This window comes from Erwinia sp. E_sp_B01_1 (assembly GCF_036865545.1).
Taxonomy (GTDB): domain Bacteria; phylum Pseudomonadota; class Gammaproteobacteria; order Enterobacterales; family Enterobacteriaceae; genus Erwinia.
The window spans coordinates 3854717-3868384 of record NZ_CP142208.1; the positions used below are offsets into that span (position 1 = coordinate 3854717).

Sequence of the window (13668 nt, forward strand, 5' to 3'; positions counted from 1 at the left end):
CTGCATAATGTTTTTCCTGAAGCGGGCTTTTATACTGGTCCGCAGCAGAATACTTATTACCCACAGCCGGACTCATCATTTCTCAGGCAGCGCCAAAATGCCTTTTCATTCCCACTTTCAGGACTTGTCGAGCAATGAACAAACCCGTGAACGACCCAGCTCTTTATATAAAAGTGCATGAAAACGATAACGTGGCCATTGTGGTTAATAATAATGGTCTGGTGGCGGGAACCGAATTTCCGTGCGGACTGGTATTAAAAGAACATATCCCTCAGGGGCATAAAGTTGCCCTCAGTGATATTGCGAAAGGCGAAGATATTGTTCGCTATGGTGAAGTTATTGGTTATGCACTGCGTGATATTTTACGCGGTAGCTGGATTGATGAATCTCTGGTTGTGCTACCCGAAGCCCCGGAGCTTTCCAGCCTGCCACTTGCCAGCAATATCCCGCCAGATTTACCCCCGCTGGAAGGGTATACCTTCAAGGGTTACCGCAATGCCGATGGCAGCGTTGGCACCCGTAATCTGCTCGCCATTACCACCAGCGTTCACTGCGTGGCAGGCGTGGTTGATTACGTGGTGCGGATTATTGAGCGCGAGCTGTTACCGAAGTACCCGAACGTCGATGGCGTTGTGGCGCTGAATCATTTGTATGGCTGTGGCGTGGCGATCAACGCACCCGCCGCCGTGGTGCCCATTCGCACCATCCACAATCTGGCGCTGAACGCGAATTTTGGCGGAGAGGTGATGGTGGTCGGGCTTGGCTGCGAAAAGCTTCAGCCGGAACGCTTACTTGAAGGCACACCTGATGTGCAGACTATCTCTCTTGGCGAAGAAGATGTCGTACGGCTTCAGGATGAGAAGCACGTCGGTTTTGAATCGATGGTCAGCGATATCCTGCAGGTTGCGGAAAGGCATTTGCAGCGTCTGAACCAGCGCCAGCGCGAAACCGTACCGGCTGCCGAACTTATTGTGGGTATGCAGTGCGGGGGCAGTGATGCTTTTTCCGGCGTGACGGCAAACCCGGCAGTGGGCTTTGCTTCCGATCTGCTGGTACGCTGTGGGGCAACGGTGATGTTTTCTGAAGTCACCGAGGTGCGTGATGCCGTGCATTTGCTTACGCCTCGCGTTGCCAGCGAAGCCGTGGGAAAACGCCTGCTGGAAGAAATGGCCTGGTATGATGATTACCTGAACATGGGGAAAACGGACCGCAGCGCCAATCCTTCGCCCGGCAACAAAAAGGGGGGTCTGGCTAACGTGGTGGAAAAAGCACTGGGTTCAATAGCCAAATCAGGCCGCAGCGCGATTGTTGAAGTGCTCTCTCCGGGCCAGCGTCCCACAAAACGCGGGCTGATTTATGCCGCTACTCCGGCCAGTGATTTTGTCTGCGGTACGCAGCAAATGGCTTCCGGGATTACGCTCCAGGTTTTCACCACGGGACGGGGAACACCTTATGGCCTGGCCGCCATTCCGGTGATTAAGATGGCAACCCGTAACGCGCTGGCTGACCGCTGGCACGATCTGATGGATATCAATGCGGGCACCATCGCTACCGGTGAAGAGAGTATCGAACAGGTTGGCTGGAGGTTGTTTGAACTGATTCTGGACATTGCCAGCGGAGAGAAGCAGACCTGGTCAGATCGCTGGGGCATCCACAATGCGCTGGCTGTTTTTAATCCTGCCCCGGTAACCTGATCCTCACCTGTCACCGCCAGGCGAGCGCACCTCAGAAGCAAGCATAATGCTGAGATGCGCTCGTGCCATCGCTAAACCAGCAAACAGGCTGAGACCAGATCGCGCCTGCCTGTTCAGCAAACTGGCTGAATGAATGAAACCACCTCGAGCCAGCGCTGCGCCTGCCGACGGAAAAAGCGACGCGCTCAGCTGAGATTCTTAGCCCACTCCTCTACCCAGGGAGACGCGATCTCTTCAGGCTCCGGGTTTTCGGCAGCATCAATCATCAATACCTCGCCAATCCGTTGCGCGCTGTGCTCCTGAAGCAGGGCATCAAACTTTTTGCCTCCGCCACAAAAATCATCATAGCTACTGTCGCCCAGCGCAATCACGCCGTAATGCAGCGCTGGCTGGTGGCCGAGCTTATCCTTAATGGCATGAAACAGCGGCGCGATGCTGTCCGGTAAATCGCCCTGCCCGGTCGTGGAGGTGATGATCAGAGCCACCTGGTCAGCATAGCGTTGCCAGTCATCCAGCGTTGGATCTTCGAAGATTTTGACCTGGTGCCCCAGATCGGCCAGTAAAGGCTCTGCCTCTTCTGCCACTAACAGCGCGTTTCCGTAAACGGTGCCAACAAAAATTCCCACCTGAGCCATGCTTTTCTCCATTCCTGGCGCTTAATCTGAAGCCCTATCCTGAGGGTTCGCCGCGACAAACTCAACCCTGGGAATATCAGGGAGAGACTGCTCCCAGCCAAAGGTCGTCATACAGCCCTGCCAGATCGGATCCAGGCCGGCCCGCAGCGTTAAAGGTTCGCCAGTCATGGGATGCGACAGGGTCAGTTCGCTGGCATGGAGCATCAGGCGCTTCATGCCGAAATGGGCTGCTGCACTGCGGTTCTGCTTGAGATCGCCGTGGGCGCTGTCGCCAATAATAGGATGGCGAAGATGGCGCAGGTGCCTGCGCAACTGGTGTTTACGGCCGGTTTCGGGCTTCAGCTCAACCAGACTGAAACGTGAACTTTCATAGCGACTTACCGCCACCGGCAGTTCAGCTTTGGCCAGGGCTTTCCAGTGCGTTACCGCAGGTTGTGCCGCTTTTTCCGGATTGCTGAATTTATCAGCGATCTTATCCAGCTCCTCGGTCAGCGCATAGTCCAGGGTATCTTCCCCTTCCAGCCAGCCCCTGACCACCGCATGATAGGTTTTTTGCAGAGCATGCTGTTCAAACTGCTGCGACAGCAGCCGGGCAACTTCGCTTGATAAGGCCAGCAGCAGCACGCCTGAAGTGGGGCGATCGAGACGATGCACGGTAAAAACATGCTGGCCAATCTGATCGCGCAGCGTTTGCATCACAAAGACGGTTTCATGGCGATCGAGCCAGCTACGGTGCACCAGCCATCCGGCAGGTTTATTGACGGCTATCAGCCACTGGTCCTGATAAATAATTTCCAGCATTAATTGTCATGCTCAAACAGATCGTCAAACTGCTTCAGGGCCTGCAGCAAGGGCTCGCGTCCGGGCAGGTCCGCTTCAAGCGCGATTTCATAATAGGGGGCGATGGCCAGCTTTACCGGCAAGGGCGCACCCGCATCCAGCAAGGCCTGCATTCGGGGCAGGAAGACCCACTGCAGCCATTCCAGCGGGGCCAGGGTATTCATGCAGAACGGTTCCTGGCTGTTAAACGCTTCGCTGTCTGGTGCGCAGGACTGCCACAGCCCTGCCTTCCTGACTTGTTGTTCAATCGCCTGAAGGCGATGCAAAACCTGTGTTTCGCGGCTCATTGAAAATCCCCGTTATGCCGTTTTCAAAAGTCCGCAAGCATACCACCGGCACGCGGTCCTGGGAAAAGTATGCATAAAAAAAGGAGCACTGTATAAACAGTGCTCCCGGTTCGTTTGCAGCTATCCCGCCACGCTTATGCTCCCTGCTCGTCCGTGATAACTTTGTCCTGGAGTTTTCCCTTCAAATCACCTTACTGGTGTTGTCCCTGGCGTCCTGCTCGCTGTCTTCAATGACGGCTGTCTTTCTCCATCCTGGAGGTGTCCCTTATCTCATCCTGAGACATCCCTGATCTTCATCCTGAAGACTTTCCCTGCATCCTCGTCCCGAGGTGTCCTGACTCATTCCATAAGCCACAGAATCCGTTCCGATGCAGGTATTCTGCAGGATTATCATAAGCAAACAATATGGCGAAGACTGAAAAGTGAGTCTTAAAAGCCAGCAAAGCGGATTCTCTGTATGCAACTTATTGATTTTAAAAAGAGCATAAAAATAACCTTATCTTATTAAAGGTTACTTTCTGGCGATCTCCTACAGCTTTTGTACGACATCTCTCACAGCGATATCAGCGTCTGTACTCTACCGGCAGCGATACCTGAAGCTCACCGATAAATTGTTCAAGGTCTGGTGCCAGCACGGTGCGTTTTTTTGTACCCAACTGCTCCAGAACCACTTCTCCGCTTAAATTGCAGACCGAAATCACTTCCAGTTCAGATTCTGTGGTGGCGATAAACAGAGTTGGCGACTGTTTTAACCGGCGTTTCATCACCAGATGACCAATGAGATTTTCCTGTACGCGTAGAAAGTCTTCCTCACTCCACGTTTGCAGCAGCGTACAGGCCTGGCCACCAAAGGTTGCTGTCATATCGCCAGCGAACTGCGTGCTGTACCAGGCTACGACAGAGGGCTGGATACGAAATTCGATCGCACGCTCTACCGCTTCCAGGTTTTGCGCAAGGGTGAAAGGTTGTGGCAGCCAGAAGACCTCGTCCTCCCCACTTTCCTGTACGCAGGGGGACGGGACACCGAGCAGCTCGCGGCTGGCCGGGGGGTGGCCGCATTCGCGGATCCAGTCGTCACAATATTTTTGGGTAAAATCCGTCAATGCACGGGTGGTTTCTTCAATCATTCTTTTTTCACTCTCTGTAGCCTGAGTTACACTAGGGCTATCTGCACTATGTACTGTCGGCCATTGCAGGCCATAAGGTAATTACGATGTCTTCGAAGGATCCGCATCAGGCATTAACTGACCTGACACTGGGAAAACCCACAGAGTACCACGATAAGTATCAACCCTCTTTACTGCAAGCCGTTCCGCGCAGCATGAACCGGGAACCGCTGGGGCTTTTTCCTGATAACCTGCCTTTTCACGGCGGCGATATCTGGACGCTCTACGAGCTCTCATGGCTGAATGAAAAAGGGTTGCCTCAGGTCGCTGTCGGTGAAGTTACCCTGAATGCGAACAGCCATAATCTGATTGAATCCAAAAGCTTTAAGCTTTATCTCAACAGTTTTAACCAGACGAAATTCACTGACTGGGGCGATGTCCGGGCCACGCTGGAGCGCGACCTCAGCGCCTGTGCCCAGGGTGAAGTCAGCGTTGCGCTGTTCCGGCTTCAGGAAGTGGAAGGCCAGCCGATTGGCCATTTTGCCGGTTACTGCATTGATGAACAGGATATCGAAATCGATAACTACCAGTTCACTACCGATTATCTGGAAAATGCCACACAGGCTGAAATTGTGGAAGAGCAGTTGGTCAGCCACCTGTTGAAATCCAACTGCCTGATCACCAATCAGCCGGACTGGGGCTCCGTACAGATTAGCTACCGTGGCCCGCGCATCCAGCGGGAAGCTCTGCTACGTTATCTGGTCTCTTTCCGCCACCACAACGAATTCCATGAGCAGTGCGTGGAGCGTATCTTCAACGACATCCTGCGCTTCTGTAAGCCAGAGCAGTTGAGCGTTTATGCGCGCTACACTCGTCGGGGAGGGCTGGATATTAATCCCTGGCGCAGCAACGGTAATTTCAGACCTGGCCATTCCCGCCTCGTCCGTCAGTAATCCCCTCTTTTGCGCGTCACGCCGCATAAGCAAAGCGGGAGGCCTTGTTAAATCCCCGCAGACAAGGCTACTCTGGTGTGGGCGCAGGTAACCACCTGGCCCAGGGAATTTCCTCTCCCCGGCAGGTAAGTTGCCCCGCAGCGGGCCTGCCCAGGAGTGACTACCACCCGGATGGGTGTAAAGGAGTTAATTTGATTACACATGTCAGCCCCTTAGGCTCAATGGACCTGCTGTCTCAACTGGAAGTCGATATGCTGAAGCAGACCGCCAGCAGCGACCTTTACCAGCTGTTTCGCAACTGTTCTCTTGCCGTACTTAACTCCGGAAGTCAGACCGACAGTAGCCAGGAACTGCTCTCCCGCTTTGAAAATTTTGCTATCAACGTGCTGCGCCGTGAGCGTGGCGTAAAGCTGGAGCTGATTAATCCGCCGGAAGAAGCTTTTGTTGATGGCCGGATCATTCGCTCCCTGCAGGCCAACCTGTTTGCGGTGCTGCGCGATATTCTGTTTGTTAACGGCCAGATTGACAGTGCCGGGCGCTTTCAGCACCTGAACATCGAAGACTCCGTACATATCAGCAACCTGGTATTCTCCATTCTGCGTAACGCCCGTGCGCTGCACATTGGTGAAGAGCCGAACACCGTAGTGTGCTGGGGCGGTCACTCAATCAATGCTGTGGAATATCAGTATTGCCGCAACGTTGGATCGCAACTTGGCCTGCGTGAGCTGAACATCTGCACAGGATGCGGGCCAGGCGTTATGGAAGCACCAATGAAAGGCGCTGCCGTAGGCCACGCGCAGCAACGGTATAAAGAAGGCCGGTTTATCGGGCTGACAGAGCCGTCGATCATCGCTGCTGAGCCGCCTAATCCGCTGGTCAATGAACTGATCATCATGCCGGATATCGAAAAGCGCCTGGAAGCCTTTGTGCGTATCGCGCACGGCATCATTATCTTCCCTGGCGGTGTGGGTACGGCTGAAGAACTGCTCTACCTGCTGGGCATTCTGATGAGTCCGCACAATCAGGATCAGGTGTTGCCGCTAATCCTGACCGGCCCCAAAGAGAGCGCCGACTATTTCCATGTGCTGGATGAGTTCATCGTCAGCACGCTGGGTGAAGCTGCACGCCAGCACTACACCATCATTATTGATGATGCAGCGGAAGTGGCGCGCCAGATGAAAAAAGCCATGCCTCAGGTGAAAGAGTACCGGCGTGAAACCGGCGATGCCTACAGTTTCAACTGGTCGATTCGCATCGATAAGGATCTGCAGGTGCCGTTTATGCCCACTCACGAAAATATGGCAAACCTTAATCTTCATCCTGACCAGCCTGCCGAAAAGCTGGCTGCCTCGCTGCGCCGGGCCTTCTCAGGTATTGTCGCCGGTAATGTTAAGGATGTGGGGATCAAAGCGATCAAAGAGAAAGGTCCATACAAACTGCACGGCGATCCGGAAATAATGCGCCGCATGGATGACTTGTTACAGGGATTTGTGGCTCAACACCGTATGAAGCTGCCGGGAACGGCTTACATCCCCTGCTACGAAATCATAAAATAATCTTCAGCCGGAGCGGCTCCCGTGTCGCTCCGCTTTCGTGGTAATTATGACTATTCATTTACTGATTGTTGATGCCCTCAATCTGATCCGCCGTATCCACGCTGTGCAGGGTTCCCCCTGCCAGGAAACCTGCGTCCACGCGCTCCAGCAACTCATCCGCCACAGTACCCCCACTCATGCCGTGGCGGTCTTTGACGATGATGAACGCCACGAAGGCTGGCGACATCAACTGTTACCGGGTTACAAAGCGGGGCGCTCGCCGATGCCGGAGAATCTGCATGACGAAATGCCGTTGCTGCGGACCGCGTTTGAAGCGGCTGGCGTGGCCTGCTGGCAGGCAGCCGGAGAAGAAGCGGACGATCTTGCCGCAACGCTGGCCGCCAAAGTGGCCGCTGGTGGCCACCAGGCTACCATCGTCTCTACCGATAAGGGTTACTGCCAGCTACTGGCACCGTCGATTCAAATCCGCGACTACTTTCAGAAACGCTGGCTGGATATGCCCTTTATTGAGGCCGAATTTGGCGTTAAGCCATCACAACTGACGGATTACTGGGGGCTGGCGGGGATTAGCAGCAGTAAAATTCCCGGCGTTGCCGGAATTGGCGCCAAAAGCGCGGCAGAATTACTGCAGGAATTTGGCTCGCTTGAGGCCATTTATCAGCAGCTCGCTGCGGTGCCACCGAAGTGGCAGAAGAAGCTCAGCGAGCATCGGGAGATGGCGCAGATTTGCAGGCAGGTCGCCACGCTGAAGACAGACCTGCTGCTGGAGGGCAACCTCAGGGAGTTAAGGCTGCCCGATCGTCCCTGAAGGCATACCCGGTTTAAGCGGCTGACTAGCGTTCGTCGCGGCGTCCTGGCGTTGCACTCCAGATCCGGCGGATGTGCACCGTGACTTCCTCACGATCGTGGTAGAGCTGGCGCGCCTGAATCTGAGCATTGATGCCGTTAGCCTTGAGCTTTTCATCAATCATCGCCAGGTTCTGCGACACTTCCTCATAACGCTTTTTCATCGGCAGCTTGAGGTTAAAGATCGCCTCTCGTGCCCAGCCATTCACCAGCCAGTCTGCCATCAGGTTTGCCACCCTTACCGGTTTTTCTACCATATCGCAGACTACCCAGTAGATATTGCTGCGCGTAGGACGGTATTTAAAGCCATCTTCACGGTGGTGGAAAACCTGCCCGGTATCCATCAGGCTTGGGGCCATAGGGCCATTGTCCACGGCGTGAACCATCATGCTGCGTTGCACCAGCTGATACGTCCATCCTCCCGGACAGGCTCCCAGATCGACGGCAAACATGCCGCTGCCCAGACGCTCATCCCACTCCTCCGCAGGAATAAAGACATGGAATGCCTCTTCCAGTTTAAGCGTTGAGCGGCTTGGCGCATCGGAAGGAAATTTCAGGCGGGGAATGCCCATAAAGAACGGCGAGTTGTTCTGCGGCAGAGAGTAGCCAACGTAGCAGTAGCCCGGCGCAATAAAGAACACATGCACCACAGGACGCTTGTTAGTCTCGTATTTCAGCAGAATACCTGCCGAGCGCAGGCTTGACCGCAGCGGCACGGTGAATTTTCGGCAGAACTTAAGCAGCTCTTTGCTCTCGTTGGTGTCCGGTACTTCAACACGCAGCTCGCCGCCCTTCTCAACGAAGCCGGTCAGCATGCCCGTTACCGGCGTTACGCGGTCTTCCTGTGGAAGATCGCGCAGTAGTTCGCCCACCACGATCATCTGGCGTGAGAAAATCAACTCGCTGAAAGGCAGCTCAGCGATCAGCTTCTCCGCTTCTTCCGCCTGATAGCACTCAAAAAGCACATAGCCTGAGTCCTCTTTAACGCGCGCAAACCCGAACACTTCGCGGGCTGCGGCTTTAGCGGTAATCTCTGCCGCACACTCTTTCTCAAATCCCTGGCGGCAATAGAGTAATACTTTATTCATGGCGTTCTGCCCTTTTTTCAGACGCAGCGCGCCAATCAACATCAAAACCCAGCCAGCAAGGAAGCAGGTGCCTCCCACCGGCGTTATATAAACCCACAGCTTAAGGTGGGAGAGCGCAAGGCAATACAGACTGCCGCTGAACAACACCGTTCCCAGCGCCATCAGCGCACTGCTCCAGTAAAACCAGATATTGGCCCGGCGCAGCATCGCGGCGGCCATACCCAGGATCGCCAGCGTGTGAAAAGCCTGATAATCCAGGCCGGTTTTCATCCACGCCATTTCGCCCGGCCCCAGCGACTTACTCAGCACGTGGGCGCCAAAGGCACCCAGCATGACATAGACAAACCCGCTTATTGCTGAAAAAATCAGCATCGCACGACTCGACATTTCCTTTATCCTCAGGGGTAACACGCGCCGCCCTCAGGCCACGCGTCGAAATAAGTTTCATCTCTCTCAGCTTTCATAACGAAAACGAAATTTTTCCTGCTCGCTGGCAGCTTTTGCCAGGATCCACTGCCGGAAGGCGGCTATTTTACCCAGTTCTGCCTGGCTGTCATGACAAACCAGATAAAAAGCATTTTTACTGACTAAAACATCATTGAACGGGCAGGCCAGTCGCCCGGCTTCAATCTCGGTTTGCGCCATCACGTTGTTGGCCAGCGCCACGCCCTGACCGTGGATAGCCGCCTGCAGCACCATCGCACTGTGGCTGAAGATCGGCCCCTGCTGAACATTAATATGCCCCACGCCCAGCTGGCGGGTGTAGGCCTGCCAGTCCCGCCGGGAAGCATCATGCAGCAGCGTGTGATTTATCAGGTCTTCAGGTTTTTTTAGCGCTTTCTCGCCGGTCAGCAATAAAGGTGAACACACCGGCAGCAGATATTCGGCGTAGAGTTTCTCCACTCTCAGCCCCGGCCAGTTGCCGCGACCATAAAATATCGCCACGTCCACATCGTCTGCCAGTTTCTCTTCTTCACGGTCCACCGCCTGGATGCGCACATCGATGCCCGGATAAGCTGAGTTAAAGCTGGTCAGTCTCGGCACCAGCCACTGAATGGCAAAACTGGGCAACAAACTGACCGTCAGGGCACCTTTTGCACTACGTGCCTGGAGCTTACGCGTGGCGTCATTGAGCGCGGTGAAAATCTCTTTAATGTCGAGGTAATAACTCTGACCCTCTTCGGTCAATAGCAACGAGCGATTACGACGCCGGAACAGCTTGAGGCCCAGAAAGTCCTCTAATGACTTAATCTGATGGCTGACGGCGGCCTGAGTCACGAACAATTCTTCAGCGGCTTTGGTGAAACTGAGATGACGGGCAGCGGCATCAAAAACACGCAGCGCGTTTAACGGTGGAAGACGTTTTGACATGATTACCGGATAGATTATGACAACATCGGAAGTAACACTCCTGACGGAGCTTTACGTATTAGTTTTTTTTATCCGAGACATTATAATTTGTCCGTTGAGGATGCACCAGCAAATACCTATAGTTGCCGCACTTCCTGAGCCGGAACGAAAAGCAGGTTGAAATTCAGGCGGAAACGCAGAGTTTTGAAAGGCTTTTGGCTTGTGGTCGTGATGTTGTGTTTGCAATTGATCTGACTTTTTCAGATCTGGTAGCCTGGCTACCTTTTTATTCCTGTAGATTTACCCTGTCTGTCCATAGTGATTAGTAGCACCGCAAATTGCGGTGCTTTTTTTTGCCTGCAGCTTACTGACCCATCTCAACCATTTCTTTCACATCAGAGCGGTTAATCTGCTGCTTGTTGCCATTCGCATCCTGATAGCTGATCATGCCTGTATCGTCATCAACCACAGGTTTACCATCGGCGACAATAGTGCGACCATCATTAGTGTGCATAACGTAATTGCTTGAACAAGCGGCCAGGGTAAAAGTCATGGCACAGGCAGCCATAATTGCAGCAAATTTTTTCATCTTTATCTCTCCATTGCAGACTGTAATGCGATAAACCACCCGATGAGCAGGACCTGAGAAAAAAAGCGGGTAAATTGCCTGCCTCAGCGTCGCTTAAATGCGGGTAATAGTTTAAACCTTGCATAAATCAGCATAACCCGCTTTTTAAACATTGCCAGGTAAATGCCCTGAATTCAGACTGGCCCTGACAGGAACCGCACCAATTCATCAAAATCCCGAGGATCCTATGACTTTCTCCCCCGCCCACTTTCGCCAGCATTTTCCGGCGCTGGCTGATGCTGGTGTCTATCTGGACAGCGCGGCCACCACGCTGAAACCGGCGGCGGTCATTGAGGCAACTCAGCAATTTTACAGTCTGAGCGCAGGTACCGTGCACCGCAGTCAGTTTGCCGCCGCACGTCGGTTGACGGAGAGATATGAAGAGGCACGCGGCCAGGTGGCACGCCTGTTACAGGCGCCAGACGCGCATAATATTGTCTGGACGAAAGGCACTACTGAAGCGATCAACCTGGTGGCCCAGAGCTATTTCCGGCCCCGATTACAGCCCGGTGACGAGATCCTGGTCAGTGAAGCAGAGCATCATGCCAATCTGGTTCCCTGGCTGATGGTCGCCTCGCAGACCGGGGCAAAAGTGGTGAAATGGCCCCTGGGCAGTGATTTGCTACCAGACTGTGCTTTATTACCCGGCCTGCTTTCTCCGCAGACCAAAGTGCTGGCACTGGGGCAGATGTCCAACGTTACCGGAGGCTGCCCCGAACTGGCTCAGACCATTAAGCTGGCCCACGCGATGGGGGCGAAAGTGATGATTGATGGCGCCCAGGGCGTGGTTCATGCCCCGGCAAATGTGCAGAAGCTCGACATCGATTTCTATGCTTTTTCCGCACATAAACTTTATGGCCCGATGGGCATCGGGGCGCTGTATGGCAAAACCAGCCTGCTGGAAGAGATGCAGCCCTGGCAGGGTGGCGGCAAAATGCTGAGCAACGTGAACTTTGACGGTTTTACTCCTCAGCCTGTGCCCTGGCGTTTTGAGGCGGGCACCCCCAACGTGGCCGGTGTGATTGGGTTGAGCGCCGCGCTGAGCTGGCTGGAAAGCGTGGATCTGCAAGCCGCTGAACGCTGGAGTTGTGGTCTGGCAGATGTGGCTGAAGAGCGCCTTTCTGCCCTGCCGGGGTTCCGCAGCTACCGGGCAAGTCGTTCAAGCCTGCTTTCATTTGACATTGCCGGTGTGCATCACAGCGATGTGGTCACTCTGCTGGCGGAGAGCGGCATTGCGCTGCGAGCCGGTCAGCATTGCGCCCAGCCTTTATTACAGGCTTTAGGGCTCAGCGGCACTTTGCGCGCCTCATTTGCGCCCTATAATACCCTTAACGATGTGGATGCGCTGGTCAGAGGGATGACCACCGCCCTGGAGCTACTGGCAGATTGATCATGACGACTTTATTGGCACCTCACCCGTTTGGCGACCTGATTACCGTTGACGGGCTAAAACATAAATTTGCTGCTTTTACCCAGTGGGAGGATCGCTATCGTCAGCTTATCCTGATGGGGAAACAGCTTCCCGCGCTGCCCGATGAGCTGAAAACGGCTGAGATTGAACTTGCCGGCTGCGAAAATCGTGTCTGGCTGGGGCATCAAACCCTGGCGGATGGCAGCCTGCATTTCTACGGCGACAGTGAAGGAAGGATCGTACGTGGTTTACTGGCGGTCTTGTTAACCGCAGTGGAGGGTCAACAGCCCGAAACCCTGCGCAACAGCGATCCGCTGGCATTATTTGACGAACTTGGCCTGCGCTCGCAGCTCAGTTCCTCACGCAGTGCCGGGTTAAGCGCGCTGGCTGACGCGGTGTTGAAAGCCGCTGGAAAAGCGGACTGATCTTTTCTCCGGGAAGCGCCGGGAAGGTGCCCGGCGATCCTTCAGGTACGTGAAGCCTTCGCCATCATTTTTTTCAGCACATGTGAAACAGCGATAAAACCAAAGGTGGCGGTCACCATGGTCGCCGCGCCAAATCCTGACGCGCAGTCCATTTTCTTGGGTCCTTCTGCCGTACTGCGGGAAGCACATACGGAGCCATCAGGCTGCGGGTACATCAGGGCTTCGGTAGAAAATACGCAGTCAATCCCCAGCTTGCCTTTGCTGTTTTTAACAATTTTAAAATCACTTTTCAGACGCTCACGTAATTTAGCCGCCAGCGGATCCTGAATAGTCTTTGCCAGATCGGCAACCTGGATCTGAGTGGGATCGATTTGCCCGCCAGCGCCACCGGTGGTGACCAGCGGAATTTTATTGCGGCGACACCAGGCCAGCAGCGCCGCTTTTGGCCGCACGCTGTCGATAGCATCAATCACGTAGGTAAAACCCGGACTCATCAGCTCAGCGGTGTTTTCAGCGGTAATAAAGTCATCCACGCAGGTGACTTTACACTCCGGGTTGATCGCCAGAATGCGTTCCGCCATCACCTCCGTTTTTGCCTGACCCACCGTCTGTTTTAACGCATGAATCTGTCTGTTGGTATTGGTGATGCAGACATCATCCATATCAATCAGCGTGATCGCGCCTATTCCGGTGCGCGCCAGTGCTTCGGCGGCCCAGGATCCCACGCCGCCAATCCCTACCACGCAAATATGCGCTTCGGCAAACAGCTGTAGCGCTGGCTGCCCATACAAACGCGCTGTGCCGCCAAAGCGTTGCAGCCAGGCGTCAGAAAGAGAAGTCATGCATTAC

General features: G+C 54.3%; 14 protein-coding genes and 1 pseudogene. 6 read left to right on the top strand and 9 right to left on the bottom strand.

From position 1 onward, the window contains the following. Positions 1 to 134 precede the first annotated feature (134 nt). The gene (gene garD / locus VRC33_RS18005) at positions 135 to 1694 is read left to right on the top strand and encodes a galactarate dehydratase (protein ID WP_338576802.1); all 1560 of its coding nucleotides are present in this window, start codon (positions 135 to 137) and stop codon (positions 1692 to 1694) included. 185 nt (positions 1695 to 1879) lie between these two features. Here the strand turns inward: garD and VRC33_RS18010 are convergent, their stop codons facing one another. The 4 genes from VRC33_RS18010 to syd all read right to left on the bottom strand — a co-directional run bounded on the left by VRC33_RS18010 (position 1880) and on the right by syd (position 4583). Further along, entirely contained in the window at positions 1880 to 2329 is a 450-nt protein-coding gene (locus tag VRC33_RS18010) for a flavodoxin (RefSeq protein WP_338557801.1), read from the bottom strand. A 21-nt stretch (positions 2330 to 2350) separates the two neighbouring features. Next, positions 2351 to 3130 carry a tRNA pseudouridine(65) synthase TruC gene (gene truC / locus VRC33_RS18015; protein WP_338557805.1) on the bottom strand — a complete coding sequence of 260 codons (780 nt, stop codon included), beginning with the start codon at positions 3128 to 3130 and terminating at the stop codon, positions 2351 to 2353. Next, positions 3130 to 3456 (bottom strand): YqcC family protein, encoded by a 327-nt coding sequence (locus tag VRC33_RS18020; RefSeq protein ID WP_338557811.1) that lies wholly within the window; start codon positions 3454 to 3456, stop codon positions 3130 to 3132. Before VRC33_RS18020 ends, truC begins: the two co-directional genes overlap by 1 nt. 563 nt (positions 3457 to 4019) lie before the next feature. Beyond that, positions 4020 to 4583, bottom strand: a complete 564-nt coding sequence (gene syd, locus VRC33_RS18025) for a SecY-interacting protein (protein WP_338557817.1) — start codon at positions 4581 to 4583, stop codon at positions 4020 to 4022. A gap of 86 nt (positions 4584 to 4669) precedes the next feature. Here syd and queF point away from each other — a divergent pair, with 86 nt between their 5' ends. The 3 genes from queF to xni all read left to right on the top strand — a co-directional run bounded on the left by queF (position 4670) and on the right by xni (position 7879). Then, positions 4670 to 5515 carry an NADPH-dependent 7-cyano-7-deazaguanine reductase QueF gene (gene queF / locus VRC33_RS18030; RefSeq protein ID WP_338557822.1) on the top strand — a complete coding sequence of 282 codons (846 nt, stop codon included), beginning with the start codon at positions 4670 to 4672 and terminating at the stop codon, positions 5513 to 5515. A 191-nt stretch (positions 5516 to 5706) separates the two neighbouring features. Beyond that, positions 5707 to 7071: a nucleotide 5'-monophosphate nucleosidase PpnN gene (gene ppnN, locus VRC33_RS18035; RefSeq protein WP_338557826.1), complete on the top strand. Its 1365-nt coding sequence runs from the start codon at positions 5707 to 5709 to the stop codon at positions 7069 to 7071. Positions 7072 to 7117: 46 nt separating this feature from the next. Beyond that, entirely contained in the window at positions 7118 to 7879 is a 762-nt protein-coding gene (gene xni / locus VRC33_RS18040; protein ID WP_338557831.1) for a flap endonuclease Xni, read from the top strand. Between the two features lie 25 nt (positions 7880 to 7904). On the opposite strand, the gene rlmM is transcribed toward xni, so the two are convergent. The 4 genes and pseudogenes from rlmM to VRC33_RS18060 all read right to left on the bottom strand — a co-directional run bounded on the left by rlmM (position 7905) and on the right by VRC33_RS18060 (position 10944). Next, a complete protein-coding gene (rlmM, locus tag VRC33_RS18045; protein ID WP_338564345.1) occupies positions 7905 to 9005 on the bottom strand; it encodes a 23S rRNA (cytidine(2498)-2'-O)-methyltransferase RlmM in 1101 nt (366 codons plus the stop codon). 69 nt (positions 9006 to 9074) lie between these two features. Continuing rightward, positions 9075 to 9392: pseudogene (locus tag VRC33_RS18050) on the bottom strand (DUF423 domain-containing protein); the annotation flags it as partial. Positions 9393 to 9458: 66 nt separating this feature from the next. Then, complete coding sequence (locus VRC33_RS18055) at positions 9459 to 10376, bottom strand: transcriptional regulator GcvA (protein ID WP_338557838.1); 918 nt, start codon at positions 10374 to 10376, stop codon at positions 9459 to 9461. Positions 10377 to 10719: 343 nt separating this feature from the next. Next, positions 10720 to 10944 (bottom strand): YgdI/YgdR family lipoprotein, encoded by a 225-nt coding sequence (locus VRC33_RS18060; RefSeq protein WP_338557844.1) that lies wholly within the window; start codon positions 10942 to 10944, stop codon positions 10720 to 10722. Between the two features lie 226 nt (positions 10945 to 11170). Here VRC33_RS18060 and csdA point away from each other — a divergent pair, with 226 nt between their 5' ends. Continuing rightward, the gene (gene csdA / locus VRC33_RS18065; protein ID WP_338564553.1) at positions 11171 to 12373 is read left to right on the top strand and encodes a cysteine desulfurase CsdA; all 1203 of its coding nucleotides are present in this window, start codon (positions 11171 to 11173) and stop codon (positions 12371 to 12373) included. After that, the gene (csdE, locus tag VRC33_RS18070; protein ID WP_338564347.1) at positions 12373 to 12819 is read left to right on the top strand and encodes a cysteine desulfurase sulfur acceptor subunit CsdE; all 447 of its coding nucleotides are present in this window, start codon (positions 12373 to 12375) and stop codon (positions 12817 to 12819) included. The genes csdA and csdE overlap by 1 nt, the downstream gene beginning before the upstream one ends. A gap of 41 nt (positions 12820 to 12860) precedes the next feature. Here the strand turns inward: csdE and tcdA are convergent, their stop codons facing one another. Then, positions 12861 to 13661, bottom strand: a complete 801-nt coding sequence (gene tcdA / locus VRC33_RS18075; RefSeq protein ID WP_338557849.1) for a tRNA cyclic N6-threonylcarbamoyladenosine(37) synthase TcdA — start codon at positions 13659 to 13661, stop codon at positions 12861 to 12863. Positions 13662 to 13668 lie beyond the last annotated feature (7 nt).